Source organism: Paracoccus albicereus (genome assembly GCF_024359525.1).
GTDB classification, from domain to species: Bacteria; Pseudomonadota; Alphaproteobacteria; order Rhodobacterales; family Rhodobacteraceae; genus Paracoccus; species Paracoccus albicereus.
The window spans coordinates 510,438-536,331 of the sequence record NZ_JAKZEU010000001.1 but is presented as its reverse complement, the minus strand read 5'-3'; the positions used below and the strand labels follow the sequence as shown (position 1 = coordinate 536,331).

Here is a 25,894-nt window from a genome sequence, read left to right as displayed (position 1 = left end):
AACGCACAAAATGCCCAAAATGCACAGAACGCACAGAATGCTCAGGCGGCCTTTGGCGGCCCGGGCAGTGGTCAGCTGTCGGCAGCCCTGATGCGGGCGCGGGATGCCATCATCGGTTCGGCGCAGGTTCAGGGCGGACCGGGTTCACCGCCGACACTCGACATGGCTGCACGGTTCAGGCGACTCGATGGCGATCATCAGGGTGCGGTGATTGCAGGCGAACTGTTCGAAGATCTGTCGTTCGAGGCCACGCAGGGGAATCCGGCCGATCTGACTGCGACCAGCGCGACGATCCTGCACCGCCTTCCAAACGCCGACCCGCGAAAAGCCGATTACGCACCGCTGGCCACGATCACACGTCCGACGGTCGACCAGTTCCGCGCGGCGGTGACGCTGGTCGGGGGATATGCGGACCTTCGCGAGGATCGTCTGTCCGAAATCCTGTCCCAGACGACCGAGATCATCGCTTTTTTCGCCGCCATCAGCCCGGTCGAGCCGAGTCGGTCGAAGAATATCCGCGAAATCCTCAGCGTCGGTCTGGATATAGCGACGATGTGCGTCATGCGGGTCAAGCTTGCGCTTGGCTGTCCGCGGCCGACGCAGTTTTCGGACCGCGTGCAGCCGATGATCTCCTGTCCGTCGCACGCGGCCTATCCTTCGGGACACTCAACACAGGCTTTCACGCTGGCGACGCTGCTGACCCTGCTCGACGATCCTGCCGCGGGCGTCGATCCTGAAAGCCAGCTTTATCGTATGGCCTGCCGCATCGCGATCAACCGCACGGTGGCTGGGGTTCACTATCCCGCCGACAGCGCGTCGGGTGCGATCCTGGGCATTCAGATCGGGCGCTACCTGATGGCACGCGCTTTGAACAAGGAAGTGACGAGCGCCACTTTCGATGGTTCGGCGTTTGAAGTGCCGCACGGGCCGCGCGATTTCCACTTTGCCGAATTGCAGGCGATGCTCGCGGGCGATGCGACCACCAGTTTCGGCGCCGCACAGCCGGTGCGCGTCGCGCCGCTCTGGTCGTCGATCTGGGCTCGCGCCAGTGAAGAATGGGGCAACCGATGGAGCTGAAAGACAAACCCGCCCGTGCATCGTGGGACACGCTCGAGCAGGTATTCCCCGCCGAGGGTCCGCCGATGTCGCCGTATCTGCACTATTTCCTCGAACGCTCGGGCCGCGATTCCGAGACGCCCGGTGATACGCCGCCGCCGGATAGCCAGACCGAAGAGGCCTTGCGCGACATGATCGAGGGGAGTTTCGGCCAATGATCGCGATGGCGATGCTCGAGGCGTTCCGCCAGTTCCTGCGCGATCCCGGCGGCGTGCTGCCGCGGGATGCGATCAACCACGAACTCAAGCCCTACGACAGCGATGCGGAGCGCGCCGTAGGACTTGGTTATCTTGATCCGCAGGCCATGCCTGACGATCCTGACAAGGCCTGCATCATCGGGGTGATCGACGACGCGATGCCCTTCGCGCATGAAAGCCTGAGAACCGAAAGTGGTCACAGCCGCGTTGCCGCGTACTGGGCGCAGGATGCCGTCCACGATCCGGCCGCACCTGTCGGAGGCGACCTGCCGTCAGGGGTCGAATTGCGCGGGCAGATGATCGACGCGCTGCTGGAACGATTGGGAGCGGCGACGCTTCCCGACGAAGATGCGCTTTATCGCCGGGCAGGAACCGTCGATTTCGCGAGGCCACAGCGCCATTCGGCGGCCTATGAAGCCGGCCACGGTGCTTCCGTGCTGGGGCTGGCCGCGCGATTCGACCCCTGGGACGCGCGGGGCCGGAATCACCCGGTCCTCGCCGTCGGTTTGCCTGCGCGTGTCAGCGAGGATTCAATGGGCGTGCTCGCACCGCTCTATATCCTCGCATCGATCATGTTCATCATCACCCGTGCCCGTCGGCTGTGTCGGATGATCGAAGATGTGCGCGGGCTTCCCGCCCACAGCGTCAAAATGCCGGTCGTGATCAACATCAGCTATGGTATTTCCGCGGGACCGCGAGACGGCTCGACCTTGCTGGAGCGTTTCATCGACGCGGTGTCGACGATGCAGGCTTCTGATCTGGGACCGATCCGCTTCGTGCTGCCGATGGGCAATCACAGGCAGGCGCGGCTTGTCGGGGTCGGCCGGCGCGGCGATCAGGTGGGCTGGCGCATCCAGCCCGACGACCTGACCCACAGCGCCGTCGAGATCTGGGGCCCACGCCACCGCAACAGGCCTGAACGTCCTTTCGCGATCCACCTCGCCGCGCCGGGGATGGAGCCTGTCGCGACGGTCTTCTCAGCACATGGGCAGATGAGCCTGCTGCGCGATGCGACAGGGGCCGAGATCGCGCGCGCTTATTACCAATCCATCCGAGGAGAAGGCGGCCGTTGGCGAGAAGGGATCACCGTGATCGCCCCGCCTACTTGCCCGGGCGAACTTGGCCAGCCCTACGCGCCGCCGGGCGACTGGGCGATCCGTATCGACCCATCCGCACCTTCTGGTGCCTACGAAATCAGCGTCCAGCGCGACGAAACGATCCATGGGTTCCACCGGGAAGCGCGACAAAGCAGGCTGGAAGATCCGCGTTATACAGTGAGAGAGCCCAACGATCGCGCGATCCTGTTGGACCTGCCGTCGTCGCCCGGCCAGCGACCGATCGTGCGTCGTCGGGGAACGATCAGCGCCTATGCCGGCGGTCGTGCGGCGATCAGGGCCGGCTCTGCCAACGGGTTGGCGCGCGGCGCTTCGTTCTACAGCGGGCTCAATCGGGGCGGCAGCAGCGGTGACGTCCAGACCTTCGTCGATCCGAGCGACGCCCGTCTTGGGACCTCAGTTCAGGGGCGCGACAGCGGGGCACGGCGATACGGCACAGGCACATCGATGAGCGCGCCACAGATCACCCGCTGGCTTGCAGCCACGCTGGCGAATGGCACTGTTCCGAACGATCGGGCAGCGGCCGTTGCCCTGGCGGACGCTGTAAGCCGTGGTCTGGCGGGCGCCGTTCCGATCCTGCCATCCGAATCCAATCGACCGGAGTTCTAGACCCATGGCGACGATTTAACGGCTTTTTCACGCGCGGGCGGTGTTCCTTTCACGCCCGATTCACGGCGCGGCGCGAAAACCTCTTCAACGAGACGCACACGGGAACGCTGGCACAGAACCCCGCCAGACCCGCGACAAGGGAGAGCGAAGATGTCGTGCCAGCCTGACCGTGAAAGCAACCACTCGAAGAATGTCATCGCAGCGCTGCAAAGCCTGGGCACCGGATCGGAGGGCGCAGAGAATGATCCGATCCTGCGGGCTCTCAGGGCCTTGGGCGCCGCGACGACGGGACGGTCGGAGGCGGGTGCTCCTCTCCCCGGTGACGACCGTCCCATCCAGGATGATCTGCGCCGGCTTGAGCGTGAAAACCGCCTTCTGATCGACCATGCCGAGATGCTTGCCTGCGCCTTGGGCGCTTGTCCCGATTGCTGGGGCACCATTCCAGATTGCGCCGATTGCAGTGGCGAGGGCCATCCGGGCTGGATGTCGCCCGATCCCGATTGCTACCGGCATTTCGTGCAGCCTGTGGTCGAGCGGGTGTCTGCCGAACGTGCGGTCGCCGATCTGTTAGATCGCTGTCGCAGCCACAGCGCGCGCTGACCCATTCCCGACGGGAGAGTGTAACGAGTCCCCCCTCCCTGTTCTGATCCTGTCGGGCATAAGCGGGCGGCCAATGGGCCGCCCGCTTTCTTTTGCCGGATCAGATGCCGGTGCCGTCATCCAGAGGCAGAAGCGGCGGCAGGCCGAATTCATCTGCCGCCGGCGCTTTGGCCACGAAGGTGGACCCGGGTCCACCCAGGACCGCGATCTGCTGGGCAAGGATCGAAATGGCGGTGGATTGCGCGGCGGCAACGAATCCCGTCCCCTCACCCCCAAGCGGCACCGAGATGTCGAAGCTGCGGGCATGATTGCCGCCGCTGCTGTAGGTTTCGTCCGACACGAAATAGCGCCCTGTCAGGCGATAGACGCCATCCGCCTGCGCCAAGGCCTTTTCCACACGCACGTCAAGCTTGCGGTCGGGCGGATTGGTCAGCGGCCAAGGCTCTGCGATCACCGTGGCACCAGAGACGTCGGAAATCGCGCGGGCCAGCGACAGCGTGAAGCCCCGCTGCGGATTGTCGGCCCACAGGTTGTCCGGATTCGAGCGCACGGCACCGTCCGCGGTCTGGTACGAGACTTCCTGACCCGAGGCGTATTCCGGCAAAGACACGTCGACCAGCTCGGCTGTGCCCAGCCGGTTGGCGACCTGGGTCGGGGCCACGGGCGGGTCGATCAGGTAGCGCGCCGTATCCTCCGGGTCGGAGCAGGCTGCAAGCAGCGAGAACGTCAGCAACAGGGCGGACGGCAGGGCAATGCGTTTGGTCAGTGTCATGTCATCGTCCCAGAATGAAGGCGCGGGGATTGCGCTCGATCGTGCGGGCCAGAGAGCCGAAGGCCCCCGTCGCCCGACGCAATTCGCGCAGCATGTTGACCGCCTCCGAATTGAAGGCGGATCGATCGCCATAGGCTGCCAGGACCGCCTCGGCCCGTGCCGCGGTCTGTTGCAGTCGCTGCACCAGCGCTGGCAATTCACGAACCGCGACCGCGACCTCGTCGGCCGCGACACGTGCGGAGTCCAGCGCGCCGTTCAGGCTGCCGGCTGCGTTACCATCGCGCAGGTCGTTCAGTAGTCCCGATGCTGCTTCGAGCGTATTGGACAGATTACGCGGCAGCTGCTCTGCATCTTCTGTTCCCAGCATTGCGCGCAGGTCCGTCAGGATACCCTCGGCCTGAGCGCTGATTTCCGAGAACTCGAACTCGTCCACCGAGGTGGCGGCGTCGTCGATTCGTTGCACCATCTCGGGGACATCGGCGGCTGCGACGCGAAGGTCCTGGACAGCAACGGAAGCGTCGTCGATCAACGTGGCAAAGCTTGCGACCGTGCCGGCTTCCTGCAGTTCGGCCGTGACAGCGTCGATCCGGCCCGCGGCCGAGTCGAGCGTATCCAGAAGCGTGCTGATCTTGGCGGGCAACGCCGCAGCGGCTTCGGTCCCGATCACGTCGCGAACATCCTGGATCGCTGCGTCCAATTCGGCCCCGATCGAAGCGAAATCGACGTCGCGGACAGAGGTCGACGCCGTTTCGAGCGATTCCAGAATTCCCGGCAGACGGTCGGCTGCCGTGTTCAGCTTGCCCGCCATTTCGGATGCCTGAGCCAAGGCTTCACCGGCATTTCCGGCGGCGCCTGTCTCGCGGATCTCTTCCACCATGGTGCGGATTTCGGTCATCGTCGCCTGTGCATCATCGATCGTGGCGCGCACGCCACCGGGGATCGCGCGCGTGTCTTGGGAACTGGCAAGCGCGGTGACGCTGTTCATCATGTCTGTGGCGGATTGCAGCAATTCTTCGATCGGCAGGTTGCCGACGCGCGTCAGCAGGCCCTGGGCCGTGTCGCTGAAATCGGAAAGATCGCTGGGCACGGTCGGAATGACCGGATTAGGATCGCTGGTCAGATCCAACGTCGCGGGCTCCGCATCGGGGATTTCGACCAGTTCGACGATCAGCGAGGTTCCCAGCAAGCCAGAGCTTGCGACCCGCGCACGAACACCACGTTCGACCGCATCGGCGATGTAGTTGGTCACGTCATCGATCGCCGCGCCACGCGGCAGGCCCATCCGTGTCGGGGACAGTGCAATGGTGACGCGCTGCTGCACGCGCGGTTCGTCATCGCTTTCCGCGAAGACCACCTGCAATTCGCTGACGCGGCCGACGGTCAGCCCTTCCAGATCCACATCGGCACCGCGCTCCAGCCCACTGACGGTATCGTCGATCAAGAGGGTAAAGCGCGCCTCGTTACCTTCGTCGCCCGCGAACACGTAGTTCTGCGCGGTCTCAGCATCGGGCTGCAGGCGGAAGATATGGTTCTCGGATAGCGGTTGCCCACCCGAGGTCATGGTCTCGAACTCGACCCCGCCTTGAAGAAGCGAGGCGATCGAATTCACCGCGACCGAAACACCGCTTGTACCCAAGGATACCGAAACGCCGGACGTGTCCCAGAATACCGTCGCGGTCGAGAGGCGGTCGTCGTGTGGTGCCTCGACGAAGGCATCGAACAGGACCGTCTCTTCGTTTTCGGCGATACGGAGGTTTTCCATCCGGCCCACCTGCAAGCCACGATACAAAACGGGGGCACCTTCGCTCAGACCCTCGGCATTTTCGGTGGAGATCGTCACCCACGTTCCTTGCTGATCGCCGCGGAACAGCGGCGGACGGTCGAGACCCGTAAAGGTCGTCTGCTCATTGCCGGGGCTATCGTCCCAGGCGCCCTCGATGAACGCGCCTGTCAGCACGGTGTCGAGCCGCGTCACACCGCGGGCGGTCACTTCAGGGCGGACCAACCAGAACTGGGCGTCCGCATCGATGAAGCGCGCGACATCGGGATCAACGCGGATATCCACGACGACGCTGCGCAGATCCTCGGTAAATTCGACCGACTCGACGCTGCCGACATTGATCTCACGAAATTTCAGCGCCGTTTCACCGGGCGTGATACCGGCCGCATCCGTAAAGACGACGTGGATCAGCGAGCCGCGATCGGCGAAATTGTTCCACGCGACGAACAGCGTCACCACCAGAGCGATGATGGGAACGGCCCAGATCAGGCTGACGCCTGCCTCCGCCGCTCGCCGCGCGGTCTTTCGCGCAGGGCTGGTCGGTCGCAGGGGGGTGTTGGGGTTGTCGCTCATCGCCGGGTCTGCTCGCCTGTCAGGCCGCTTGTCCGGCCTTGTCGTCATCGTCGTCTGCGTCGTCGGTCCTGTCTCAACGCGACCTTCGCAGGGGAAGGCCACGCCAGATCAACCTTGGGTCGAAGCTTTGCGCGGAAAGCATCGTGAAGGCAACGGACAAGGCGAAGCTGACGGCCGCCGGACCCGGGTGAATAGAGGCGACGAAGCCCAGTTGCACAAGCGCCGCAAGGATGGCGACCACGAAGACGTCGATCATCGACCACCGGCCGATGAATTCGACGACCTCGTAGATCTTCAGTCGCAGATGCGCGTCTTCGACGGATGCGGGCCGGCCGGCCGCGCGCGCGAGCCAGATGATGGACACGAACTTCCCGATCGGAACTACGATCGAGGCCAGGAAGACGATGATCGCGATGTCGTAGTTACCGTGGTGGATCAGCTCGATCACGCCTTCGTAGATCGTGGCTTTGCTGTTGCCCTGCAGCCCGGCGAAAGTCTGCGTGCTCATCATCGGGTAAAGATTGGCCGGAATGTAAAAGATCATTCCGGCGATCAGCCATGCCCAGACCGCCTGCAGGCTGCGCCGGTCAGGTGGCGTCAGACGGGCGCCGCAGCGGTGGCAAGTCACCTCATCCTCGGGCCAAACCCGTCCGCAGGCACGACAGCCGATCAGGCCGGCACGATGCGCGGTCAGGACCGTCCGCGGCCCGTCGTCAGAGTCATCGACTTCTCCGGCTTTTCCCCACCCCATCATGGGCGGTCCGCGGCGAGAACGTCATGATTGGCATTCCGGAGGCCGTCAACCAATTCGCGGCCGTCCGTCGATGCACCGCCATCCTCGATCGCGTCCCAGATCGTCGTCTGGCACATGTAGCCCTTTGCCGTGACGTTCACGAGGATCAGTGCGCAAAATGCCCAGAAGGCGGGGCCAAGATGGATCGTCGCCAGACCCGCCACCTTCACCAGCGCCACCGACGTCCCGATGATGAAGATCTCGGCCATCGACCACGGTCTCATCTGCTCGGACAGCCGAAAGGCACCTGCGGCATGACGGTGCGGCGCCTGACCCTTGGCCAGAGGAAGCAGGACGTAAAGCAGAAGACTGGCGCGGATCACAGGCAGCGCAACGACCATCGCGACCATGCCCAGAACCAGCGGCAGAAGGACACCGTCCGCGTAGGCCAGTACGACCCCGAAGATAGAGGTCGCATTGCCAAAGCCCATGCGAGAGATTTCGAGAAACGGAAAGAAGACCGCGCCCACCATCAGCACCATCGTTGTGAAGCTGAGCGCGATGATCTGGCTGAAGGCGCCTGTCCGTGGACGGGCGATCACCGTCTCGCAGCGTGTGCAACGGGCTGTTTCGCCATCCTCCAGTTCCACCTCGATAAACAACGCATCGCAGCGGGGGCAAACCACAAGGCCCTCGCCGGTCGTCATGTCGTATCGCGCGTCATCTGTCATGGGATGAAAGATATTCGCTTCGGTTCAATCCACAAGCTGCGACTGGCGGAGGGCGATCACTTTGCGGCGCATCAACGCACCGAACGTCGGTTCAGCTAATGTCGCGAGCCCTGTCGCGCCGCAGAGGTCAGAACGACGCCACGAATGTCTGTCACCTCATCCGGGCTGATCCGCTCGATCCGGAAGACCATCTTCAGATAATAGGTCTGGTCGCGGGTCCCGGTCTCTGCCTCGCCTTCAAGCTGCATCGCGAAGGCTTCGATCAACTGCCCACCCAGCCCGGTGCTGTCGCCATCCTCCGGCCGTTCGCCGATCGAATTCTCGATCTCGAACTCGGCCTCGGTCGCCGAGCATTTGCGCAGCGTGACGTTGATCCACGCAGAGTCCTCTCCCGGCGGGACGCCGGCATACTTCAACGCGTTGGTAAAGGCTTCGGTCGCCATCAGCGATAACGGCACTGCCTGATCGGGAAGAAGCGTCAGGTGCGACAGATCGGTATTGACGCGCAGCTTCGCCCCTGCATCGACCGAGGCATTGACCATGTGGTTGATGATGTCGCCGATCAGTCGGTCGGCCTCGACCGCGTCGAGATGTTCGGCCTGGTACAAGTTGCGATAGATCGTCGCCAGCGCCGAAACCCGATCCTGGACCGAGCGCAGCACGCGCTTTGCATCCTCGTGCTCGATCACGCGGCTCTGCATGTTGATGATCGATGCGATAAGCTGAAGGTTGTTCTTCACCCGGTGGTGAACCTCCTTCAACAGGACGGTCTTTTCGGTCACCGCCTCTTCCATCGCCTCTTCGTCACGGATCAGGATGCGGGCCATGTTGTGGAACGTCTGGCTGACATCGGCAATTTCAGCGGGCGCGTCGTGAAGAATCGGCGGCGGCGCGTCGCGGTTGCCGATTGCGAACCGTCGCATCTGACCACGCAATACGCGGATGTGACGCAGCACGAGCCGGTAGACCGCGAAGTAGGCAACCGACAGCGACACCGCCCATAGCGCCAGCGGAAGAAGCATCCCGGCAAAGCGGCTGAAGGCCAGGAAGCCGACGCCGGTGCTGCGGGGGTTCCAACTGCCTAGCGCATAGACCAGTCCGGGAACGACCGTCGTCGTCGAAAAGACCCTTTCCTCGCCACCTACGGACATGTCGCGGAACGTCGTCTCGCCAAGCGCGAGAACGTCGGTCAGTGCCATGTCGCGCGGCAGGATCGACTGGGGCGTCTCGCCATCGCGGTCAGCCGTCAGGATCTCTCCCTTGTGGTTGAAGGTCACGATCCTGGCCTGCTCGCTGCCATAGGTCATGATATGGGTCGATCGCAGAAGATCGGCCGAAAGCGAGACGCCCATGAATCCCAGCAAGTCGCGATTGCGAAAGACCGGGTGGACAACGACGACGACCTCTTGGCCGCTGACGATGCCTCGATCGACGGAAAGGACCATCGTTCCCGGTTCTGCCATGAACTTTCGATAGACGGGTTCCTCGCGCGTATCGACGGTCTTGCCCGGCTCACCCGAATGGCAGGTGGAAAGGCCACTGAGCGGCGTGAAACCCGCATAAACGTAAGTTGCGCTGCGCTCGATGAAGCCGCGCATCATTTCCGAACACGCCGCCGGATTGCTCATCGATTCCAGAACGGCAGGGCTTAAGGCATCGGCGGTTCCCAAGGCGCCCTGAAGTAGCGCCCGCTCGCCCGATGCCGCGGAAGCCGTCCGTCCGATCAATGCAATTTCCGCATTCGCCGCAGCCTCTCGCGACAGATGCATCGTCTGTACGACAGAGATTAGCCCCAAAGGCAAAATCGCAATCGACAGCAGCATCCCAAGACGGAATCCCAGCGTCTTGCTGAAGTCGAGGTTCTCGCGAAGTCCACGCAGCACGCCGGCTGCCCTTTACCGGGTTACTGGCTGGTTCGACACCATCACGGCCAGCGTGGCCTGATCCGTCATGTCGAGTTCTTCGCCATCTGAGAGGTTCAGAAGCTCGGCCAGACGACGACGGCCACGGTTGGCGCGCGATTTGACGGTGCCGACCGCCACACCAGTCATCGATGCCGCTTCTTCGTAGGAAAAGCCGGACGCACCGACGAGGATCAGCGACTCGCGCTGTTCGTCAGGCAATTGCTCGAAGGCGACGCGGAAGTCCTTCAGGGCCAGACGGCCGTCGTGTTCGGGACGGGTCGCCTGCCGGGCTGCATGGATGCCGTCGGTGTCGCTGACTTCGCGCCGGGTCTTCCGACGTGCCGAGTAGAATGTGTTTCGCAAAATTGTGAACAGCCACGCCCGCAGGTTCGTACCGGGCTGGAACTTGTCCATGTTGGTCCAGGCCTTCACGATCGTGTCCTGTACAAGGTCGTCCGCCGAAGCCCCTTCCCGCGTCAGCGAAAGCGCAAACGCGCGAAGCGCCGGCAGATGGCTGACAAGATCCTCGCGAGGATCGCCATGCGCGCTCGACTGCTGATCATTGGCCTTTCCCTTATGGGAGGCCGTCCGCTTACGGGCTACCGGCATCGATCAGCCCTGTTCGCGAAGTTTGGTCAGAAGGTCCAGAAACCGTTCCGGGATCTCCTCAGACACATCCTGCTCATAGGCGCGCCGAAGGTTCTCATCGATCTGTTTTTCGAGGGCCACGCGGCGTCGCTCTTCCTTCTTGTTTGTCATGCTTTTGTTAGTCCCGGGAATCTTGTGCGCACTTTGGGTAACCTGTAGGGGTAGCCGAAAGTTCCTAGTGAACTTAACGTTTGAGGACCAAACATGTCTCCCGCAGATTTCGCCCAATCCATCGCTCGCGAACTTCCCTTCCTGCGCCGCTATGCGCGGGCCCTGACCGGCAGCCAGACCGCCGGGGACAATTACGCTGCAGCGACGCTGGAAGCAATCCTGTCCGACCGCTCGCTGATGGATGAAAGCGGTGACATCCGCGTCGGCCTGTTCCGTGCGTTTCACGCGATCTGGCAGTCGAGCGGCCAGCCGGTTGAAGAGGCCAGCGCGGGCAGCCGTGAGGAGAAGGTGCAAAAGCACCTGACCGGCCTGACGCCCAACTCGCGCGAAGCACTGCTGCTGCGCACGATCGAGGAACTGCGCTACGACCAGATCGCGATCGTCATGGATGTCGATCAGTCCGAGGCCGAGGAATTGGTGCAGATCGCACTTCAGGAAATGGGCCGCGCGCTGCGTGGCCGGGTGATGATCATCGAGGATGAGACGATCATCGCGATGGACCTGAAGGGTATCGTCCAGGCGATGGGTCACGAGGTGACGGGCGTCGCGCGCACCCATTCGGCCGCGATCGATCTGGCAAAGTCGAAGCAGCCCGATCTGATCCTCGCCGACATTCAGCTGGCCGACGGATCTTCAGGCATCGATGCGGTGAACGAGCTTCTGGGTGAGATGGGCGACATGCCGGTGATCTTCATCACCGCGTTCCCAGAGCGTTTGCTGACTGGCGACCGGCCCGAGCCTGCCTTCCTGATCTCGAAACCCTACAGCGAAGAACAGGTCCGCTCGGCCGTCAGCCAGGCGATGTTCTTCGCCTCGACCGAAGGCATGACCGCCTGAGGCGAAAGCCTCAGGCTTCGCTTACCTGCATGGGCTTTCTTGCTTCGCGCGCGGCTGCAATCCTGCGGCGGCGCGCCAGTTCGACGTTGACCAACGCACCGAACAGAACCGAAAAGCCCGCCAGGTAGAACCACATCAGCAGCGCGATGACCGCCCCAATCGAGCCGTAGATGCGGTTATAGCTGTTGAAGCTGCCCAGATAGGCCGAAAAAGCGACCGACGCGGTTGCCCACAAAAGCGCCCCGATCAACGCGCCCCAGGTGAAGATCGGTGTGCGCGGCGTCTTCACGTTCGGACCGTAGCGGAACAGGATTCCGATGCCGATGATGACGATCAGGAACATCGCGGCCCAAGGCAGACCTGTCACCAGCCAGCTTTGCAGCGTGCCATAGGTCATGAAACGCAGCACGACCGGCACGACGACAATGGTGACAAGCCCCAGCATTACGACACCCACGATGGCAAGTGTCAGCCCGTAGGCAAGAATGAAGCCGGCCACCGTTGAATGAGACCGAACACCATAGGCGGCGTTCAGACCGCGAACCATTGCATCGACCCCGGCACGGGCGGCGACCGTCGCGATCACGAAGGAGATGATGCTCGTCCACCCGATCGTGGTGCGGCCGCCAGCAAGCAGAGACTCAAGTTGGGTGTGCAGGATCGCCTGTGCGGTTTCAGGAATGAACTCATCGGCGACGTTGACATATTGCATCACCACTTGCGGATCGAACCACAGGCTCCATAACGCGATGATCGCCGCGAGCCCTGGAAACACGGCAAACATCGCGTAGAAGGCGACGCCGGCCGAGATCAGACCCATGTGGATCTTGTCCATCCGCTCGAAGATGGCGCCGAGAAAAGCCCAGATTTCTTTCAGCGGCTTCAGCATCGGCCCTCTTTTCCTTGACAGATGCTCAGGATGGGCGGTCGGACGCAGCGTTTCAAGTCGCGCGGCGGTTTATCCCGGCCGTTGTCGCCACAACGCATCAGCGCCCAACCGCTCGACAAAGCTTGCATGGGCGACGCGTTCTGCCTCGGTCAAGCGCGGTGGCAGGGGGCGTGGACGACGATAGGACGTGCCCGGCTGGACGCTTGTCGCCAAGTCGCCCGTCTGAGGTCGGGGCGCGGTCGGCACCAGAACCAGATCGGGCTGACGGCCACCGATCAGCTCCAGGTAGACCTCTCCCAGCAGACGCGCGTCCAGCAACGCGCCGTGCAACCCACGGTTCGAGTTGTCGACGCCAAAGCGCCGACATAGGGCGTCGAGCGATGCAGGCGCGCCTGGAAACTTGCCGCGCGCCAAGGCCAGCGTATCGACCGCCCGCGCCCATGGCAAAGTCGGTCGACGAAGCCTCGACAGCTCGGCGTTCAGGAATTTCATGTCGAAGCTGGCGTTGTGGATCACCAGCTTGGAGTCCGGACCGATAAAGTCGAGAAACTCGTCAGCGATCGCAGCAAATAACGGCTTGTCGCGCAGGAAATCATCACCAAGGCCGTGAACTGCGAACGCCTCTTCGGGCATCGGCCGCTCGGGATTGATGTAGACGTGAAAATGACGGTCGGTCGGCAGATGGTTGATCAGCTCGACGGCACCGATTTCGACGATGCGATCCCCAGTGTCGGGATCGATCCCAGTGGTTTCGGTATCGAGAAGGATCTCACGCAGCATGAAGGATCTCGTCGCAGATGCGGCGCACGGCGTCCAGCGCCGTATCGATACTGTCGGTCTGAATGATCCAGTCGGCGCGGGCACGCTTCTCGGCGTCGGGGAGTTGCCGGGCGAGGATCTCTGCAAATCGCTCGGCCGTCATTCCCTTGCGCGCAAGCACGCGGTGTCGCTGCGTCTCCGCGTCGGTCGAACAAACCGCGACGCCGTCCATCTGCGCCTCGCCTCCGGTTTCGAAAAGCAGGGGAATATCGAAGACGAGGATGGGCGCATCAGAGTGTTCCGAAGCGAACTTGGCACGGTCAGCAGGCAGTAGTGGGTGGACCGCATGTTCAAGGCGCGCGTAGTTCGATGGATCGGCACGCAGGGCCGCAGCCAAAACGGTCCTGTCGATTCCGCCATCCGGAGCTTCCGCATCCGGAAACAGTGTCAGAACCGGCGCAACCGCCGCGCCCCCCGGTGCGTAAAGACGATGGACCGCCGCGTCGGCATCCCAGACCGGATGACCGAGATCGGCGAACATGCGGGCAGCCGTCGACTTTCCCATGCCGATGCTGCCGGTCAGCCCCAGACGATAGCTCATCCCAGAACAGCGGCGCGGGTATCGTCGTCGATAGCGGGGCGCTGACCGAACCATCGCTCGAACCCCGGCGCAGCCTGATGAAGCAGCATCCCAAGACCGTCCACCGTGCGACAACCGCGTGCCTTCGCTTCGGCGAGAAAGGGCGTTTCAAGCGGCGCATAGACCAGATCGTTAACCAGCGCGCCCGGTTCCAACGCGTCCAGAGGCACCCGGAGCGGCTGCTTTCCCGTCATTCCTAGGGACGTCGCGTTCACGACCGTCGCGGCGCCCTGCAGCATGTTGCCGGCCTGCGCCCACTCGTAAACCACGACACGTGCGCCGAATTCCGCCTTGATCTGCTCTGCCCGCATGCGCGTGCGGTTGGTGATCCGCAATTCACGAACGCCGCTGTCCAGAAGCGACGCGACGACTGCGCGGGCCGCGCCACCAGCGCCTATCACCGCGGCGGGTCCGTCATCTGGCTGCCAGTCGGGCGCATGTTGCCGCAGGTTGGCGATGAACCCATAGCCGTCGGTGTTGTCCGCGTGGATCTTGCCGTCGGCGCGAAAGATCAGCGTGTTGGCAGCCCCGATCAGCGCCGCGCGGTCCGTGACGACGTCAGCCAGCGTCAGGACCGCTTCCTTGTGCGGGATGGTCACATTCAGCCCGACGAAACCAGCGCGCGGCAGGATGCGCAGCACTTCGGCCAGATGTTCAGGCATGATCGCCATGGGCACGTAGTGACCAGCTATTCCGTAAGTCTTCAGCCAATGCCCGTGCAGCAGCGGGGATCGCGAGTGAGCGATCGGCATGCCGATGACACCCGCAAGCGGAACGTGGGTGGGGTGCTGGGGCGTCTCGGCTGCCATGTCCTGTCCTGAAACCTCAAGCAGGACTATGCGCCGTGCTCGCGTCACAGGGAAGGGCGTCTACCCTCGGCAAAGAACGTGGTGTTGCCTTGGTGACTCAGTGTGTTGCGCTCATGCCCCGCGGTGCTTGTGGACGAGCTTGTGGGGGAATCGGGGTCGAGTCGGTCGGACAAGATCAGGAACGACACAAGGGTCGGAATAACCCGTCGGTCCATACAGTGAACACGCACATTTCGTCCCGTTGTTGAAAAGCCTGACGAGGCAAGTGCCACGCCTGTTGATCGATCGACTTGTCATCCATTTTTCCTCGGGGGTTTCCAAGCTCAATGTACTGTTTGTATGAGTTTAATTTCGTTATCCACAGTATCCCTAGTGCATTGTTCACTGGATTTTTTCCGGTGGATGGTTCGTAGCGAGTGCCCGATATCCCCTTATCAACACGACCTACATCATCATCATTCTCTTATCTTCTTTTCTTTATTAAGGAGAGCGGATGGAGGCGCCGATGGCCGACTGGCTGAGCACGATCTACCCTTGGACAAAGTCGCTCCACGTGATGGCCGTGATCGCGTGGATGGCGGGCTTGTTCTATCTGCCCAGGCTCTACGTCTACCATGCGGAACGGGGCATGGGCCCAAGCGAGCCGCAGGACAGCCTCAGGATCATGGAAGAGAAGCTGCTGCGCGTCATCATGGCGCCGGCGATGATCGTGACGTGGGGCGCTGGTCTGTGCCTTGTCCTGACGCCCGGGATCGTCGATTGGAGCCTTGCCTGGCCTTGGGTCAAAGCAGCTTCGGTTCTGGCGATGACGTGGTTTCATCATTGGCTTGCCGTGCAACGCAAGGCCTTGGCGAATGGTCGGTCGTCGGGCGGTCGGCGCTATCGGATGATGAACGAGGTTCCGACCATCCTGATGGTTCTCATCGTGGTTTCCGTGATCGTCAAATACTGATCCGTTGACTTTTGTGGTCTGCGGCCCTATCTGCCGCCTCACCCGGCCGTCCGGTCAGGGTGTTTCCATGACAAAAATGCGTGCATGCCCGGTTACCGGGATGATCCATGCCGATGGTGATCCTATGAGCGATGAACGCCTGAATCTGTCCGACCTGAAGGCCAAAAGCCCCGCAGACCTGCTGTCGATGGCGGAAGAGTGGGAGATCGAGAACGCCTCGGCTATGCGCAAGGGCGAGATGATGTTCTCGCTGCTCAAGGAACATGCCGAGGATGGCTGGGATATTGGCGGCGACGGCGTGCTCGAGGTGGTCCAGGACGGTTTCGGATTCCTGCGCTCGACCGAAGCGAACTATCTGCCCGGTCCGGACGACATCTATGTCAGCCCGGACATGATCCGCCAACACAGTCTGCGTACGGGCGACACGGTCGAGGGTGTGATCCGTGCGCCGGGCGAGAACGAACGCTACTTCGCTTTGACCAAGGTCGAGCAGATCAATTTCCAGGATCCCGAAAAGGCGCGCCACAAGGTCGCCTTCGACAACCTGACCCCGCTATACCCCAACGACCGCCTGACGATGGAGATCGAGGATCCGACGATCAAGGATCGTTCGGCCCGGATCATCGACCTCGTGGCGCCGATCGGGAAGGGCCAGCGCTCGCTGATCGTGGCACCCCCGCGCACGGGTAAGACGGTTCTTCTGCAGAACATCGCACACTCGATCGAACGCAATCACCCCGAATGCTATCTGATCGTCCTGCTGATCGACGAACGCCCTGAAGAAGTGACTGACATGCAGCGGTCCGTCCGCGGTGAAGTCGTGTCGTCTACTTTCGACGAACCGGCCAGCCGCCACGTTGCTGTGTCCGAGATGGTGATCGAGAAGGCGAAGCGTCTGGTCGAGCACAAGCGAGATGTTGTGATTTTGCTCGACTCGATCACAAGACTTGGTAGGGCATTCAACACCGTCGTGCCGAGTTCCGGCAAGGTCTTGACCGGTGGTGTTGACGCCAACGCCTTGCAGCGGCCCAAGCGCTTCTTCGGTGCTGCCCGAAATATCGAGGAAGGCGGCTCACTGACGATCATCGCGACCGCACTGATCGACACCGGCTCGCGTATGGACGAGGTCATCTTCGAGGAATTCAAGGGCACCGGTAACAGCGAGATCGTGTTGGATCGGAAGGTTGCAGACAAGCGCGTCTTCCCGGCTATGGATATCCTGAAGTCCGGGACGCGGAAGGAAGAGCTGCTGGTCGACCCGAAGGATCTGCAAAAGACCTATCTGCTTCGCCGGATTCTCAATCCGATGGGGACGACGGATGCGATCGAATTCCTGATTTCCAAGTTGAAGCAGACCAAGACCAACGGCGAATTCTTCGACTCGATGAACGCCTGACAGGCCCGGTATGGACACGATCTTCGCCGAGGCCACGCCGCCGGGGCGGGGTGGTGTCTCGATCATCCGCATCAGCGGTCCCGAGGCTCGGCGTGTCGCCGAAACGCTATCGGGCGCTCTTCTCGAACCGCGGCGTGCCTACCACCGCGCGATCCGAGAAGGACAGGAGGTTCTGGACGACGCGCTCGTCACCTGGTTCGAAGCCGGGGCGAGCTTTACGGGCGAAGAATCGGCCGAGCTGAACCTTCACGGCGCGCCGGTCGTTGTCGCGCGCGTTGGCCAGGCACTGCGGAAAATGGGCTTGCGTCGAGCTGAAGCCGGAGAGTTCACGCGCCGCGCCTTCCTGAACGGTTGCATCGATCTTTCTCAGGCAGAGGGATTTGCCGACCTTCTCGCCGCGGAAACCGAATCGCAACGCCGCCAAGCCGTCCAGACTGCTTCGGGTGCGCTGAGTCGGCGCGTCGCACATTGGCGCGCGATGCTGGTCGAGGCGGGTGCGCTGATCGAATCCAGCGTCGACTTCGCGGATGAGGAAGTTCCTGAAGACGTCCCGCCCCGTGTGTACGAGCTGATCGACCAGCTCCGAGAGGAGCTTGATCGCGAGATTGCAGGACACCCTGCCGCTGAGCGACTTCGCACAGGCTTCGATGTCGCGATAGTTGGTCCGCCAAACGCCGGAAAATCGAGTTTGATCAATGCCATTGCGCGACGCGAAGTCGCGATCGTGTCGGCCGTTGCCGGAACCACGCGCGACGTAATCGAATTACGAACAGACCTGGATGGGCTCGCGGTGACCTTTCTGGATACCGCAGGATTACGAGTTACCGCGGATGAAGTTGAAGCGATCGGCGTGGAGCGCGCTCGAATCCGGGCAGAAGAGGCTGACCTTCGGATTCACCTCAGCGAAGATGGTCAGCACGACGCCACGCTCGTCCGCGATGACGATCTGCTTGTCCGAACCAAAGCGGACCTGTTGGAACGTGATGACGGGCTCTCGCTATCGGCGCTTACCGGAACGGGCATCACCGAACTGTTGACGTCGGTCCGAAGTCTTCTTTCCGCCCGTGTCGCACATGCGGGATTGCTGACCCATCAGCGGCAGGCAGACGCTTTGTCGGACGCGCGCGGTGCTCTTGACGCCGCTGAGGACCTCGCCCCAGAACTTCTAGCAGAGGCCGTTCGCCGGGCCTCACATTCGCTCGACCTGCTGGTTGGACGAATCGCGCCAGACGACTATCTTGATCACATCTTCACCGCGTTTTGCATCGGCAAGTAGGAGTGTTTCACGTGGAACATCGGGATGTCATCGTCATTGGCGGCGGACACGCGGGCGTCGAAGCCGCTGCGGCATCCGCTCGGCTGGGCGCAGACACGCTTCTCGTGACGATGCGTGAGACCGACATCGGGGCGCTTTCGTGCAACCCGGCAATCGGAGGGCTTGGAAAAGGCCATCTGGTCCGCGAGGTGGACGCGCTCGACGGCTTGATGGGGAGAATCGCCGACAGCGCGGGCATTCAGTTCCGCTTGCTGAATCGTCGCAAAGGTCCTGCAGTGCGTGGGCCACGTGCGCAAATGGACCGTGCAGCCTATCGCGCTGCGGCGATGTCGCTCGTCTCGAAGCAACCGAACCTGACGATCCTCTTCGGTGAAGTCGAGCGTTTGCTTGGCTCGAGTGAAGAGGTTGTCGGCATCGTGTTGGTTGACGGCCGGGAGGTTCGAGCAAAAGCGGTTGTTCTGACCACCGGCACATTTCTCGGAGGTCGGATATTTATCGGCGATGAGGTACGAGAAGCGGGCCGAATGGGCGATACCGCTTCAAACGCACTGGCTGCATCCCTCGATGCATTCAATCTGCCACGTGGTCGACTGAAGACGGGCACGCCGCCGCGCCTGTCTCGCGCCTCGATCGACTGGGACTCCCTGGAAGCTCAACCGGGTGATGATGAGCCGTCAATGCTCTCCTATCTCAGTGTCACGCCCGTCATGCCGCAAGTGTCTTGCGCGATTACCCACACCAATGAGAGGACGCACGGCGTCATTCGCGGCAATATCGGTCGCTCGGCAATGTACGGTGGCCACGTAAAAGGTCGTGGCCCGCGCTATTGTCCGTCTATCGAAGACAAGGTGATGCGCTTCGCTGACAAGGATTCTCACCAGATATTCTTGGAACCCGAGGGCGTCGACAGCGATCTGGTGTACCCCAATGGCATATCAACCTCGCTTCCACGAGACGTGCAGACCGATTACGTGCGGACGATCAGGGGGCTTGAGCAGGCAGAGATCGTCCAACCGGGATACGCGGTCGAATATGATTACGTCGACCCCCGCGCGCTTGATGCAACGCTGGCTGTTCGCCACGTGGCGGGGCTTTACCTTGCCGGTCAGATCAATGGCACGACGGGGTACGAGGAAGCCGCCGCGCAGGGTGTTGCGGCTGGCCTGAATGCGGGGCTGCAGGCGCTGTCGCGTACACCCGTCACCTTCAGCCGCGCCGACAGCTATCTCGGCGTCATGATCGATGACCTGATCCATAGAGGCGCGAGCGAGCCTTACAGGATGTTTACCTCTCGGGCCGAATACCGCCTGACGATCCGCGCCGACAACGCCGACCGTCGCCTCACCCCTGTGGGGATTGCACTGGGTTGTATCGGCGAGGATCGTAAAGCTGCTTTCGCGCACAAAATGAAGGCGTTCTCCCGAGTGAAGGATGTGGCGACACGCACGAGGTTCTCACCGAGCGAACTTGCTAGACACGGCATAACGGTCAGGCAGGATGGAAACTCGCGGTCGATCTTTGATCTGCTCGGCACGCAAGGCGAAGCGGATCGTGCCCTGGCAGTCCGCTTGTCGCCCGAGTTGCTTGAGGAGGATGAGGCGACGATCGAGCTTGTCGCCTGTGACGCAACATACGCCCAATATGAAGATCGACAGGCTCAGGACGCGGCGCGGCTCCGTGAGGACGAGGCGTTGACCATTCCGCAGTCATTCGACTTTACGGCCCTATCCGGCCTCTCGTCGGAACTTCGCCGCAAGCTGGAGGACGCAAGACCGTCGACCCTTGCCTCGGCTGCCAGGATCGAGGGAATGACCCCCGCCGCCCTGACGCTCATTCTCTCGCACCTTCGCCGTCGATTGAAGTCAGCGTGACCCGCAAAGTTTCACGTGAAACAAGCGAGCGCATGGATCTCTACGCCGCTCAATTGCGGCGCTGGAACCCGCGCATAAACCTTGTCAGCGCCGCGACGCTCGACGACCTTGCCGGGCGCCATCTTGCGGACAGCGCCCAAATCGCGTCCGTCATTGAGCCCGATGGGCACTGGGTTGATTTGGGAAGCGGCGGCGGACTACCGGGGATCGTCTTGTCGATCTTGTGGCAAGACCTCGGCGTGCGGCTGACTTTGGTTGAATCGGATCGCCGGAAGGCGGCTTTTCTTCGCCAGATGATCCGCGAACTGTCGCTTTCGCGCGTCAGGGTGCTTGCTGAGCGCATTGAAAGCGTCGATCCGCTTGCCGCCGACAACATCAGCGCCCGCGCTCTTGCTTCGCTCACAAACCTCATGCCATATCTTGTTCGTCATCTGGCGCCGGACGGTCGGGCCTGGTTGATGAAAGGTCGTTCCTGGGCCGAAGAATTAGAGGCCGCGCGACGGGGGTGGGCTTTCACCTGCCGCAGCCACACCAGCCGGACTGATCCTGACGCCGCGATCCTGGAAGTGTCGAGACCCTCGCATGCCTAAGCAACCTGCCACCCTGATCATCGCCATCGCGAACCAGAAGGGTGGGGTCGGGAAGACAACGACCGCGGTCAATCTGGGTGCTTGTCTGGCCGAAACCGGGATCGACACGGTGATCGTTGACCTTGATCCGCAGGGCAATGCATCAACAGGACTGGGTCTCTCCGCCGAGGCTCGCCGCAGTACCACCTATGACCTTCTCGTGGGCGAAGAGACCCTTGCCGATGTAACACAGCCTACCGCAATCGAGCGTCTTGGTATTGTTCCATCGACGCCCGACCTGTCATCCGCGGATCTGGAACTTGCCCGCACCGCCGATCGGACGCGCCTTTTGCATCGCAAACTGCGGCAGGCCAGTCGACCGCAGATCGTGCTCATCGACTGCCCGCCAGCGCTTGGCCTGCTGACGGTCAATGCGCTTGTTGCGGCCCATAGCGTGCTTGTTCCGCTGCAGGCGGAGTTCTATGCTCTCGAAGGGCTTTCTCAGCTTCTTCAGACGGTTAAGCAGGTGCGCCAATCCGCAAATGATGGCCTGCGGGTGAACGGCGTCCTGATGACAATGTCCGACGGACGCAACAATCTTGCCCAACAGGTAGAGGCGGACGCTCGCGCAACCTTGGGTGATCTTGTCTACAAGACGATTATTCCGCGGAACGTCCGGGTTTCCGAAGCGCCGTCCTTTGGCGCTCCCGTTGTCCATTATGATCCGAATTCGAAAGGCAGCGTCGCCTATCGGGCCTTCGCTTCCGAGTTTGTATCCCGCCTTGATCTCAGCATGGAGCCCGCAACATGAGCGACAGTAAGCCTGCGAAGCGCGGTCTGGGTCGGGGCCTTTCGGCGCTGATGGCGGATATCGAGGCGCCGTCGCTTGACGATCGTCGCGCGGAAGACAACAGCGAAACCGGTCATCGAACGCTGCCGATCGAACAGATTGTCGCAAACCCGGACCAGCCGCGCCGGGCCTTCGATCCTGAAGCGCTGCGTGAGTTGGCGGATTCGCTCCGCTCTCGGGGCGTTCTTCAGCCGTTGATCGTGCGCCCGCACCCGGATGGGTCCGACCTTTACCAGATCGTCGCAGGGGAACGTCGCTGGCGAGCGGCGCAGATGGCGCAATTGCATGAAATGCCGGTCATTATCCGGACCCTGACCGACACAGAGATGCTTGAAGTCGCGCTGATCGAGAACATTCAGCGAGCAGACCTCAACGCCATCGAAGAGGCGGCGTCCTTTCGGCAGTTGATGGACCGCTTCGGCCATACGCAAGAGCAGCTGGCCGAGGCGCTGAATAAAAGCCGCAGTCACGTCGCTAACCTGATGCGATTGCTGAACCTCCCGGATCAGGTTCAGGCTTGGGTCAAGGAAGGTCGCCTGACGGCGGGTCATGCCCGCGCGTTGGTCAATCAGCCGAATGCGACCCAGATCGCGCGGCGCGTCGTTGAAAAGGGCCTATCGGTCCGCGACGTCGAGGCGTTGGTGCGCCGCCAGTCCGAACCGAGCCAGCAACGCAAGCCGTCGCGCAAGGCAGAGAAAGATGCCGACACGCGCGCGCTGGAATCGGACCTTTCCGCTCAGCTGAAGATGCGAGTGGCGATCAATCCGGGCGGCGACCTGCAGAGCGGCCAGATCGTGATCAGCTACAGCGATCTCGATCAGCTTGACAAGCTGTGTCAAACACTGGGCGGATATCGTTAAGTTTCAAACTGTTGGCCGAGTGGTCACGTAAAGCGCGACCGCAAGACAGACGCTCGCCTGAATGGCGACAACCCACCCATCGACACCCAGATACAGCGCCAGCCCCACGCCGGCGGCCATGGCCAGCACCGCCCAGACCTTGGCGAGCCGAGAAATCGCCCCGTGATCCTGCCAGGCCCGAACCGCCGGGCCGTAGCGCTTGTGCTGCCGGATGCGCTGGCGAAGGCGAGGAGATGAACGCGAGAAAGCCCAGGCTGCTACCAGAAGAAAGGGCACTGTGGGCATGATCGGCAGCGCGACCCCGATCGCCGCCAGCGTCATCGCAACCCATCCGATGCAAAGCCAGGCGATCCGAGGCATCAGGCCGCCAATTCCCGCAGAATTGCATTCAAGACCGGCCGGCCGGCAGCCGTTGCGGCGATCCGCTCCGGCATGCGTTCAATCATGCCCCAGTCCTGCAACCGCTCCAGCGCCGCCTCGTCAAGGGGCGTTCCGGCGAGACGTGCGTATCGGGACGTATCCAGCCCCTCGCTCAGTCGCAGAGCCATCAGAAGATACTCGGTTGCCTGCTCGGACATGGGCACGACCTCTGTCACGATCTCGCCACTGCCTTTCCGTTCTACCGCATCCAACCATGCTCCGGGTGCGCGATACGCCTCGGTTGCGACACGACCTTCGGGCAGCGTCACGCGCCCATGGGCGCCCGGTCCGACGCCGACCCAATCGCCCTGACGCCAGTAGATCAGGTTGTGCCGGGACGCCGCGCCCGGTCGAGCATGGTTGGAGATCTCGTAACCGCCCAAGCCCGCCGCCTCGCACAGATCCTGAGTGTCCTGATACATGTCGGCGGCTAGATCGTCTTCGGGCAGCCCGCGCAGGCCACCGGCCGCATGGCGCGCACCGAATGCTGTTCCAGGCTCGATCGTCAGTTGGTAAAGCGACAGGTGATCGACCGCCATCGCCAGAGCCTCTGCAAGTTCGGCGCGCCAAGCGTCGCGCGTCTGATCCTGCCGCGCATAGATCAGATCAAAGCTTACCCGGTCAAAGCACGCCTTCGCGACGTCCAAAGCCGCCCGCGCCTCGGCGACGGAATGCATCCGCCCAAGACGACGCAGATCCTCGTCCCGCAGGGCCTGAACACCCAACGACAGCCGGTTCACGCCGGCTTCGGCGTAGCCAGAGAAGCGTCCACGCTCTACGCTGGTCGGGTTGGCCTCCAGCGTGATCTCGATATCGTTGGCAAAGCCCCAGGCCGTCCGCGCGGCATCGATGACCGCCGCGACGGTCTCTGGCGCCATCAGGGATGGCGTTCCGCCGCCGAAAAAGATGCTGTGCAGCACACGACCGCCGGTCACGGCCCCATAGCGGGCAATCTCGGCCGACAGAGCATTCGCCCATCGGGCCTGATCAACGCCCGCGACGACATGGCTGTTGAAATCGCAATACGGGCACTTTGCCGCGCAGAACGGCCAGTGGACATACAGCCCGAAGCCGCCATGCCGCCAATCTGCATCGGCGTCCAGCATCGCGGCAGAAGCCGTCATTCCTTCATCGCGGTCACTTCGACCTCGACCTTCATCTCGGGGCGGATCAGACCGGCAACCACCATGGTCGCGGCTGGTCGAACGGCCTCGAGCGCGTCGGACAAGGCCGGGGCGATCTCATCGACAAGCGCGGCATCGGTGACGATGTACTGGACCCGGACGATGTCCTCGGGTACGAACCCAGCGTCCTCAAGAACACCGAAAATCGTTTTAAAACAGTTCCTTGCCTGATCGACGACCGATTCCGGCATCTGCATCGTGGCGTAATCGTAGCCGGTGACGCCTGACACGAAGCACCAGTTTCCCTTAACCACCGCCCGGCTATAGGCCATCTTCGCCTCGAACGGCGAGCCTGTGCTGATCTTACGCAATTGCCTGCTCCAGTTTGCGCATCGCATCGCCCCTGTGGCTGATGCGGTTCTTTTCCTCGGCCGGCATTTCGGCAAAGGTTCGATCGTCCCCGTCCGGCACGAACATCGGGTCGTAGCCGTGGCCATGGGCCCCGCGCGTCGGCCAAACCAGCCGTCCTGGTGCCACGCCCTCGAACACTTCGTGATGGCCGTCCGGCCACATGAGGACCAGCGTGCAGCGGAATTGCGCCAGTCGCGGCTCGGGCGCGCCACGCTCGTCCAGCTCGCGCCACGTCCGCGCCATGGCCATGTCGAAATCGCGACCCTCAGGCGTCTCGGCCCAATCGGCGGTATAGACGCCAGGCGCACCGTCCAGGCCATCGACAGTGATCCCGCTATCGTCGGCCAGCGCGGGCAGGTCGGTCGCTGCGACCGCCGCGCGTGCCTTGATCAGGGCGTTGCCCAGAAACGTGGTCTCCGTTTCATTCGGCTCCGCCAGATCCATCTCGGCACCGCCCACGACCTCGATGCCACGCGGCGCCAGCAGCTCGCGGAACTCGTCCAGCTTGCCGGCATTGTGCGTGGCGATCAGCAACCGCTTTTCCGCGAACAATCTCACCCGATGGCCGCCTTCTGCGCGGCGACAAGTTGGGCGACGCCCGCCTCTGCCAGATCCAGCAATCCGTCCATTTCGGTGCGCGAGAATGTCGCGCCCTCGGCCGACATCTGCACCTCGATCAGCCGACCCGCGCCGGTCATCACGAAGTTGCCGTCGGTCCCGGCCTCGCTGTCTTCGGCATAGTCCAGATCCAGCACGTTCTGTCCGGCATAAATACCACAGCTGACCGCGGCGACGTGATCGACGATCGGATCGCTGGTCAGAACGCCCGCCTTCAGCAGCTTGTCGACCGCCAGCTTCAGCGCCACCCAACCCCCGGTGATCGAGGCGCAGCGCGTGCCGCCATCCGCCTGAATCACATCGCAATCGATGGTGATCTGACGCTCGCCCATCGCGCGGCGGTCCACGCCCGCGCGCAGGCTGCGTCCTATAAGTCTTTGAATTTCCTGGGTTCTTCCGCTTTGCTTTCCAGATGCGGCCTCACGACGATTGCGCGTGTTGGTGGCGCGCGGCAGCATCCCGTACTCCGCCGTAACCCAGCCCTGACCCGAGCCTTTCAGCCAGCGCGGGGCCGTTTCCTCGACACTTGCAGAGCACAGGACATGAGTGTTGCCGCAACGGATCAGGCACGATCCCTCGGCATGGGCCATCACCCCGGTTTCAATTGAAATCGGGCGCATATCGCTTAAATTCCGGCCAGAGGGGCGCATCGGCATTCCTTTCC

Annotated in this window: 28 protein-coding genes; 12 read left to right on the top strand and 16 right to left on the bottom strand. The window is 62.5% G+C overall.

What is annotated here, in order from left to right; translation table 11 throughout:
• The first annotated feature begins 90 nt into the window (after positions 1 to 90).
• From MLD63_RS02705 to MLD63_RS02690, 4 genes are all read left to right on the top strand, one after another.
• Entirely contained in the window at positions 91 to 1,077 is a 987-nt protein-coding gene (locus tag MLD63_RS02705; RefSeq protein WP_255328292.1) for a phosphatase PAP2 family protein, read from the top strand.
• The gene (locus MLD63_RS02700) at positions 1,068 to 1,274 is read left to right on the top strand and encodes a hypothetical protein (protein WP_255328291.1); all 207 of its coding nucleotides are present in this window, start codon (positions 1,068 to 1,070) and stop codon (positions 1,272 to 1,274) included. The genes MLD63_RS02705 and MLD63_RS02700 overlap by 10 nt, the downstream gene beginning before the upstream one ends.
• Complete coding sequence (locus tag MLD63_RS02695) at positions 1,271 to 3,037, top strand: S8/S53 family peptidase (protein ID WP_255328289.1); 1,767 nt, start codon at positions 1,271 to 1,273, stop codon at positions 3,035 to 3,037. The genes MLD63_RS02700 and MLD63_RS02695 overlap by 4 nt, the downstream gene beginning before the upstream one ends.
• Positions 3,038 to 3,187: 150 nt before the next feature.
• A complete protein-coding gene (locus MLD63_RS02690) occupies positions 3,188 to 3,637 on the top strand; it encodes a hypothetical protein (protein ID WP_255328288.1) in 450 nt (149 codons plus the stop codon).
• A gap of 100 nt (positions 3,638 to 3,737) precedes the next feature.
• Here the strand turns inward: MLD63_RS02690 and MLD63_RS02685 are convergent, their stop codons facing one another.
• The 7 genes from MLD63_RS02685 to MLD63_RS02655 form a co-directional block, all read right to left on the bottom strand.
• Positions 3,738 to 4,409: a PqiC family protein gene (locus tag MLD63_RS02685; RefSeq protein ID WP_255328287.1), complete on the bottom strand. Its 672-nt coding sequence runs from the start codon at positions 4,407 to 4,409 to the stop codon at positions 3,738 to 3,740.
• A gap of 1 nt (position 4,410) precedes the next feature.
• On the bottom strand, positions 4,411 to 6,762 hold the full coding sequence (locus MLD63_RS02680; RefSeq protein WP_255328286.1) for a PqiB family protein: 2,352 nt from the start codon (positions 6,760 to 6,762) through the stop codon (positions 4,411 to 4,413).
• Positions 6,763 to 6,835: 73 nt separating this feature from the next.
• The gene (locus MLD63_RS02675; protein ID WP_255328285.1) at positions 6,836 to 7,516 is read right to left on the bottom strand and encodes a paraquat-inducible protein A; all 681 of its coding nucleotides are present in this window, start codon (positions 7,514 to 7,516) and stop codon (positions 6,836 to 6,838) included.
• The gene (locus MLD63_RS02670; RefSeq protein ID WP_255328284.1) at positions 7,513 to 8,226 is read right to left on the bottom strand and encodes a paraquat-inducible protein A; all 714 of its coding nucleotides are present in this window, start codon (positions 8,224 to 8,226) and stop codon (positions 7,513 to 7,515) included. The genes MLD63_RS02675 and MLD63_RS02670 overlap by 4 nt, the downstream gene beginning before the upstream one ends.
• A 95-nt stretch (positions 8,227 to 8,321) precedes the next feature.
• Positions 8,322 to 10,109: a sensor histidine kinase gene (locus tag MLD63_RS02665; protein ID WP_255328283.1), complete on the bottom strand. Its 1,788-nt coding sequence runs from the start codon at positions 10,107 to 10,109 to the stop codon at positions 8,322 to 8,324.
• Between the two features lie 12 nt (positions 10,110 to 10,121).
• Positions 10,122 to 10,739, bottom strand: a complete 618-nt coding sequence (locus MLD63_RS02660) for an RNA polymerase sigma factor (RefSeq protein WP_255328282.1) — start codon at positions 10,737 to 10,739, stop codon at positions 10,122 to 10,124.
• A 3-nt stretch (positions 10,740 to 10,742) separates the two neighbouring features.
• Positions 10,743 to 10,889 carry a NepR family anti-sigma factor gene (locus MLD63_RS02655; protein WP_255328281.1) on the bottom strand — a complete coding sequence of 49 codons (147 nt, stop codon included), beginning with the start codon at positions 10,887 to 10,889 and terminating at the stop codon, positions 10,743 to 10,745.
• Between the two features lie 93 nt (positions 10,890 to 10,982).
• On the opposite strand from MLD63_RS02655, the gene MLD63_RS02650 reads away from it, so the two are divergent.
• On the top strand, positions 10,983 to 11,786 hold the full coding sequence (locus MLD63_RS02650) for a response regulator (RefSeq protein ID WP_255328280.1): 804 nt from the start codon (positions 10,983 to 10,985) through the stop codon (positions 11,784 to 11,786).
• Positions 11,787 to 11,796: 10 nt separating this feature from the next.
• Here MLD63_RS02650 and MLD63_RS02645 read toward each other — a convergent pair whose 3' ends face one another.
• The 4 genes from MLD63_RS02645 to MLD63_RS02630 all read right to left on the bottom strand — a co-directional run bounded on the left by MLD63_RS02645 (position 11,797) and on the right by MLD63_RS02630 (position 14,883).
• The gene (locus tag MLD63_RS02645; protein ID WP_255328279.1) at positions 11,797 to 12,675 is read right to left on the bottom strand and encodes a YihY/virulence factor BrkB family protein; all 879 of its coding nucleotides are present in this window, start codon (positions 12,673 to 12,675) and stop codon (positions 11,797 to 11,799) included.
• 69 nt (positions 12,676 to 12,744) lie between these two features.
• Complete coding sequence (gene dnaQ / locus MLD63_RS02640) at positions 12,745 to 13,452, bottom strand: DNA polymerase III subunit epsilon (protein WP_255328499.1); 708 nt, start codon at positions 13,450 to 13,452, stop codon at positions 12,745 to 12,747.
• Positions 13,445 to 14,035 carry a dephospho-CoA kinase gene (gene coaE, locus MLD63_RS02635; protein WP_255328278.1) on the bottom strand — a complete coding sequence of 197 codons (591 nt, stop codon included), beginning with the start codon at positions 14,033 to 14,035 and terminating at the stop codon, positions 13,445 to 13,447. The genes dnaQ and coaE overlap by 8 nt, the downstream gene beginning before the upstream one ends.
• On the bottom strand, positions 14,032 to 14,883 hold the full coding sequence (locus MLD63_RS02630) for a shikimate dehydrogenase (protein ID WP_255328277.1): 852 nt from the start codon (positions 14,881 to 14,883) through the stop codon (positions 14,032 to 14,034). The genes coaE and MLD63_RS02630 overlap by 4 nt, the downstream gene beginning before the upstream one ends.
• Positions 14,884 to 15,388: 505 nt before the next feature.
• Here MLD63_RS02630 and MLD63_RS02625 point away from each other — a divergent pair.
• From MLD63_RS02625 to MLD63_RS02595, 7 genes are all read left to right on the top strand, one after another.
• Positions 15,389 to 15,835 carry a CopD family protein gene (locus tag MLD63_RS02625; RefSeq protein ID WP_255328498.1) on the top strand — a complete coding sequence of 149 codons (447 nt, stop codon included), beginning with the start codon at positions 15,389 to 15,391 and terminating at the stop codon, positions 15,833 to 15,835.
• A gap of 124 nt (positions 15,836 to 15,959) precedes the next feature.
• Positions 15,960 to 17,231 (top strand): transcription termination factor Rho, encoded by a 1,272-nt coding sequence (gene rho / locus MLD63_RS02620; protein ID WP_255328276.1) that lies wholly within the window; start codon positions 15,960 to 15,962, stop codon positions 17,229 to 17,231.
• 10 nt (positions 17,232 to 17,241) lie between these two features.
• Entirely contained in the window at positions 17,242 to 18,507 is a 1,266-nt protein-coding gene (gene mnmE, locus MLD63_RS02615; protein WP_255328275.1) for a tRNA uridine-5-carboxymethylaminomethyl(34) synthesis GTPase MnmE, read from the top strand.
• Positions 18,508 to 18,518: 11 nt separating this feature from the next.
• Positions 18,519 to 20,378 (top strand): tRNA uridine-5-carboxymethylaminomethyl(34) synthesis enzyme MnmG, encoded by a 1,860-nt coding sequence (mnmG, locus tag MLD63_RS02610; RefSeq protein WP_255328274.1) that lies wholly within the window; start codon positions 18,519 to 18,521, stop codon positions 20,376 to 20,378.
• 32 nt (positions 20,379 to 20,410) lie between these two features.
• Positions 20,411 to 20,968, top strand: coding sequence for a 16S rRNA (guanine(527)-N(7))-methyltransferase RsmG (gene rsmG / locus MLD63_RS02605; protein WP_255328273.1), 558 nt, complete (start codon positions 20,411 to 20,413; stop codon positions 20,966 to 20,968).
• Positions 20,961 to 21,758, top strand: a complete 798-nt coding sequence (locus tag MLD63_RS02600; RefSeq protein ID WP_255328272.1) for a ParA family protein — start codon at positions 20,961 to 20,963, stop codon at positions 21,756 to 21,758. Before rsmG ends, MLD63_RS02600 begins: the two co-directional genes overlap by 8 nt.
• The gene (locus tag MLD63_RS02595; protein WP_255328271.1) at positions 21,755 to 22,657 is read left to right on the top strand and encodes a ParB/RepB/Spo0J family partition protein; all 903 of its coding nucleotides are present in this window, start codon (positions 21,755 to 21,757) and stop codon (positions 22,655 to 22,657) included. Before MLD63_RS02600 ends, MLD63_RS02595 begins: the two co-directional genes overlap by 4 nt.
• Before the next feature lie 3 nt (positions 22,658 to 22,660).
• On the opposite strand, the gene MLD63_RS02590 is transcribed toward MLD63_RS02595, so the two are convergent.
• The 5 genes from MLD63_RS02590 to rph are packed head-to-tail and all read right to left on the bottom strand — an operon-like array spanning position 22,661 to position 25,880.
• Entirely contained in the window at positions 22,661 to 23,017 is a 357-nt protein-coding gene (locus MLD63_RS02590; RefSeq protein WP_255328270.1) for a YbaN family protein, read from the bottom strand.
• The gene (gene hemW / locus MLD63_RS02585) at positions 23,017 to 24,201 is read right to left on the bottom strand and encodes a radical SAM family heme chaperone HemW (protein WP_255328269.1); all 1,185 of its coding nucleotides are present in this window, start codon (positions 24,199 to 24,201) and stop codon (positions 23,017 to 23,019) included. Before hemW ends, MLD63_RS02590 begins: the two co-directional genes overlap by 1 nt.
• On the bottom strand, positions 24,198 to 24,599 hold the full coding sequence (locus tag MLD63_RS02580) for a RidA family protein (RefSeq protein ID WP_255328268.1): 402 nt from the start codon (positions 24,597 to 24,599) through the stop codon (positions 24,198 to 24,200). The genes hemW and MLD63_RS02580 overlap by 4 nt, the downstream gene beginning before the upstream one ends.
• Positions 24,565 to 25,170, bottom strand: coding sequence for an RdgB/HAM1 family non-canonical purine NTP pyrophosphatase (gene rdgB, locus MLD63_RS02575; protein ID WP_255328267.1), 606 nt, complete (start codon positions 25,168 to 25,170; stop codon positions 24,565 to 24,567). Before rdgB ends, MLD63_RS02580 begins: the two co-directional genes overlap by 35 nt.
• The gene (gene rph / locus MLD63_RS02570; RefSeq protein ID WP_255328266.1) at positions 25,167 to 25,880 is read right to left on the bottom strand and encodes a ribonuclease PH; all 714 of its coding nucleotides are present in this window, start codon (positions 25,878 to 25,880) and stop codon (positions 25,167 to 25,169) included. The genes rdgB and rph overlap by 4 nt, the downstream gene beginning before the upstream one ends.
• Positions 25,881 to 25,894 lie beyond the last annotated feature (14 nt).